Below are 4,399 nucleotides of genomic sequence, written 5' to 3' on the forward strand. Positions count from 1 at the left end.
TTCCTTCCTCGGGGACTTTCGTACGCCTGCCGGCGCCCGAAACTCTTCGCGGAAGCGGACCGGCAGCTTCAAGGCTCGGATTTTCACAAGCGGACCATCAGGCCGACACAGGCAGCGACGTGATTTGACCCAATCGCGACTTTCCTGGGCCGATTTTCCTTCCCGAAAGCCGACATTGAGCGCAACCAGCACTCATGACCCTAGCGGAAGCTCTTTACCCCGGGCCGCCTCCATGGCGCCGTCAGTCTCGATCTCGTCGTGTTCGGTTAAGATAACGGGCATCGCTTTTTTTATGCACCGCACGACGGTTCCGTTCGGCTGTATTGTCAGGAGGGCGAATAGGTCGAGTTTGACGAGGTCCTCCTTGATCTTGCGGACACCCTCCCATTGCGACACCCAAGACCCGGCGAAAAAGGCCAGTGGCTTGTTGTCGTTGACGGCGAACCAGGTATTCGGCGCAGGCCTTGTGCGCTGGGTCCGGCTCGGCAGAAAAGTTATCCGATTCGGGCTCGAGGTTGCCGACCAAGTCGGGCAATGCGCATGTCAACTGGAGGACGGCCTGTTGGTTGGTGGTGATGTTTTGAGGTTGCAATGGAGCGAGGCTGCCGCCGGCACCATCGTTCGTCGAGCGATAAATCAGGGCAGCAGCCCATACGATTGGAGACCACAACATTCCGAATAGCGCCCCACGAGCGGAACTTCACGCGGCCAACCTTCTCCTTGAAAATGAGCAAAAATGGTGAGCATCATGAGTTTAGAGACCAGCGGCGTGAGTTCATATGGAACTGGCTTTTGTTCTTATTGCTGCCGCGGCAAGCGTAACGGTTGGCGCTTTGGTTATGGCCTTGCAGCGATGGCGGGCTTATCGCGATAAATTGACTGATGTATCCCTAAAGAAAGACCGCTCCGATGCACTCCTAAAGAGCGAAGGACTGTCGCCAGATGATTTGGCGCGCTTTCGAGAGCTTTTGGAGAAACAATTCGGTTCGACTCCCGCGGATCGTCAAGCTCCTTCGAGCGCCTCTGATCATCCACCCGCGTCACGCCCCGCGGAACCTTCAGCCCCTTCGCCTTCCGCGGACCCTCCTGCTGCGCCGCGCCCCTTGGACGGTCAAGCCGCGTCGCTGCGTCCTGTTCCGCCGCGCCTCCCGAACCCTTCAGCCGCGTCGCCCTTCGAAGAGCGTCCTGTTCCGCCGCGCCTCCCGAACCCTCCAGCCGCGTCGCCCTTCGAAGAGCGTCCTGTTCCGCCGCGCCTCCCGAACCGGCCTCCCGAACCCTCCAGTCGCGTCGCCCTTCGAAGAGCGTCCTGTTCCGCCGCGCCTCCCGAACCGTCCAGCCGGCGAGGTACCGCTGCCCTCTGCGGCGGATGATCCCTTCTTCTCGTCACCCAACCGGGGGCATCCTGGGTCCAGCCGGCGAGGTACCGCTGCCCTCTGCGGCGGATGATCCCTTCTTCTCGTCACCCAACCGGGGGCATCCTGTCGGGCCTACGGACTTTCGAGATTTCACCCTGGATCGCCCCGTCCCGCCACCCCCGCTGAGAAATGCGCACTCTCGGTACAGCGATGTTAAGGTGCTTGACAATGGACGAGAGCTGGACACCAGCGAACCACTGATCAGCAAACGCACCTACGACGTGGAAGTGGCCATCCGAACACGTCGCGAAGGAATTACGAAAGAATCGTCCCAAGTTCCGATTCTCGATGTCGGTCCGAAACGCGATAGGAAAATTTGGGTAGTGCTCTGTCCGATAGTTGACGACGACGACAGTGAAGTGGGTGTCACGGTCAACCAGCGATTCGATAGTCTTGTGCTGCCGCTGACGGGGGACTCCTCATCGAACGCAAGCTTCCGGGTTTCTGCAAGGTTGAGGTCGGGAGCGAGCGTCGCCACTTTCAGTCTGTCGTTTGCGCTCTATTCTCGGCTGGACCTGATTGACAATATCGTCCTTCAAATGACGGTGGCGAACAGCGCAGCGGTCGTGGTGCCACAACCCGCAACAAGATTCGTCCAGCGCAGGCCGGACGGCACGACCATTGGCTTCTTCGGTCAGAGACAATCCCGGAGGGTTACAATCTCGGTCGACCAAACAACGCCCGGAGCGTTTCAGTTCGCTGTGGTCGCCGGGACGCATGGCGTGCCCAGTGTCTATGCCACGCGGACACTTTCTGCGGATATGCTGAACGGCTTCGTATCGGAGTTCCGAACTATACTCGTAGATGCCGTATTCGGTCCTTCGCTTAAGGCCGGCAAGATGGCCGATTCCGAGCGTGATAAAATTCTCGGACAGATGAATCAGCTTGGTCGTCGAATGTTCAATGTTTTGTTCGACATCGAACAGGGCGGTGGCGACATGGCTGCCCTGGGAGAGATGCTACGCGGCGGACTGACCGACGGTGACATTATCCAGATTTCGCTCCTACGCGGGGCGACCGATTTCGTTTTTCCATGGCAGATCCTGACAGTGAACGATAATTTTCGAGATGATAAAGCTGCGGATTTTTACAATCTCTGGGGCAGCCGATACTCGATCGAGGTGAAGCGGTGCGCGGAGGGGGGCGATCTAAGGCCTCCTGTTGAAGCGACTAGATTGCTCCCGTCTTTCTACTACGGCCGATTTGGATTCAAAAACGAACCTGCCCATTTCGCCAAGATTTTGGCCACCGCTGAGAAAGCACTAGTCCATCATCTGCAACCAGTGATAGAAAGTCGTGACGAGCTTGTCCCGGCACTTCTTAAATCAGCGAAGCTTTTCTATTTTTACGCCCATGGATACAGCGCAGCACCAGCAACCCCTGCGGGTATGAAGCTTCGTGAGCATGTGGTCGCAAAGGCACAGCAAATCGATGAGCAGATACGTTTGGCGCAACTTGCTGGGCTGGATGCAAGCGATGATTCTCTGTGGGCGATGAGCTACCGCCAATTCCTGGACACGACGGCTACCGATCCTGATAGCCACTTGCGATTCGCGCGGGGGAAAGTCACTCTCGCGGAACTCACTTCTTATAGAGATCCAGAAAGTAACAAGCTAATTCGGCTGTCGAACGCGCCGGTCGTTTTTTTGAATACATGCCAATCTGCCCAAGTCTGGAATGCACTGGACGGGTCTTTTGTCGGCTTTTTCCTGAAACGCGGCGCGAGCTCGGTTATCGGCACTGAATCGACGATCCCGATTTCTTTCGCCGAGCCTTTCGCAAACGAGGTACTGAACACAATTTTCAATGGTCCTAGCGTTGGCGAGGCCGTTCGCCAAGCGCGACTGGCGCTGATGGCATCTCATAACAATCCACTTGGGCTTTCCTACACCGTATACGGAGCAGCTGACGCGAAGGCGTAATGGAGGCGCGAATGAAAGACCTAATTGCGAATGCAGTCACCATTCTTGGTAAGTCGGACTCCGACGCGCTCTACGCATCGCTTGGTGCGTATTCACGCATGTTTCCGGGAGCGCCTCAAGACTTCGCAACCCCGGCGTCAGATGTCGCCATTCCTGACGAGGTGATGGGGCCACTTGATGATGCCATTCTTCTTGGCAAGCGCATTCTGCATCGATGGCAGAAGGCGATTTACGACCTCGTCTGCGGCACGGAGGATGCAGACCCCCAAGTCCGAAAAACCATACTCAACGCGCTTAAGCTCGATTCGTCCGACGCGTTGGCGGCAGCCGTTGCTACCGTGCTGATTTCATTCTTCAGCGTCGCACCAGCTGTCGCTGCAGTTGTTGGAGTGCTCTTCGGCAAGGTACTTCTCCCAGCTGCAGGGGAAGAAGTATGCTCATTTTGGAAGGAGCGCATGGTCTGAGTATCTATCGCTGGCAGAGGTCAACAACAGCCGAACGCTCAACAAGCGCGAAACCTTTAATTGCACTCCGTGCGGCGCTTGTCACTCAGCGTCGCGCCAATCGATGAGCCATCCTAACAGTCGCGCATCTGGCCTGTACCATCTCCGCAGCCGTGCCTCATCCGTCCCGCAACGGCGACGCGCGCATCATCGGTGGAAAGGCGACCTATGTCCCGCCTCCTGCGAAGCAAATCAGGTTCCCATCCGGGTCTTGCACTATGAAGGTGCGAGCCCCCCAGGGCTCCACCTTCAAAGGCTGATGGAACGTGACGCCCGCTTTCTGAAACCTTCAGGAACAGCGGCTTGGCATCGTCTAGGATGAGCGTGGTAGAAAGGGCGTCGCGTTCCCTAGTCCGAAAACTGCTGTCGAACACTGGGCCGCCGACCTTTCGCAGGTTCAAGCGGGCAAGCGCGTGGAACGTCGCGAACTGGCGCAACCGCGACCTCAGAGTGGTCGCCTGCGACCGTCAGCTTTCAGGAAACGGCAATGCTGATCTATACGGCCGAGATTAGCGCGAAGCAGCCATCATTAAGTAAGCCAATTGTCGTTGTGGGTCAG

General features: G+C 57.4%; 3 protein-coding genes. 2 read left to right on the plus strand and 1 reads right to left on the minus strand.

All coding sequences use genetic code 11. From position 1 onward, the window contains the following. The first annotated feature begins 1,573 nt into the window (after positions 1–1,573). Entirely contained in the window at positions 1,574–3,337 is a 1,764-nt protein-coding gene (locus AU465_RS37335; protein ID WP_192242601.1) for a CHAT domain-containing protein, read from the plus strand. 11 nt (positions 3,338–3,348) lie between these two features. Beyond that, complete coding sequence (locus AU465_RS00010) at positions 3,349–3,801, plus strand: hypothetical protein (protein ID WP_192242605.1); 453 nt, start codon at positions 3,349–3,351, stop codon at positions 3,799–3,801. Between the two features lie 205 nt (positions 3,802–4,006). Here AU465_RS00010 and AU465_RS37600 read toward each other — a convergent pair whose 3' ends face one another. Further along, a complete protein-coding gene (locus tag AU465_RS37600) occupies positions 4,007–4,087 on the minus strand; it encodes a hypothetical protein (RefSeq protein WP_376774795.1) in 81 nt (26 codons plus the stop codon). Positions 4,088–4,399: the final 312 nt, after the last annotated feature.

Origin of the sequence: Mesorhizobium silamurunense (assembly GCF_014843905.1) — a bacterium.
GTDB lineage: Bacteria > Pseudomonadota > Alphaproteobacteria > Rhizobiales > Rhizobiaceae > Mesorhizobium > Mesorhizobium silamurunense.

Excerpts from the sequence above, each read along its gene's own strand:
- AU465_RS00010 (WP_192242605.1), top strand. The coding sequence starts at position 3,349 with ATGAAAGACCTAATTGCGAATGCAGTCACCATTCTTGGTAAGTCGGAC.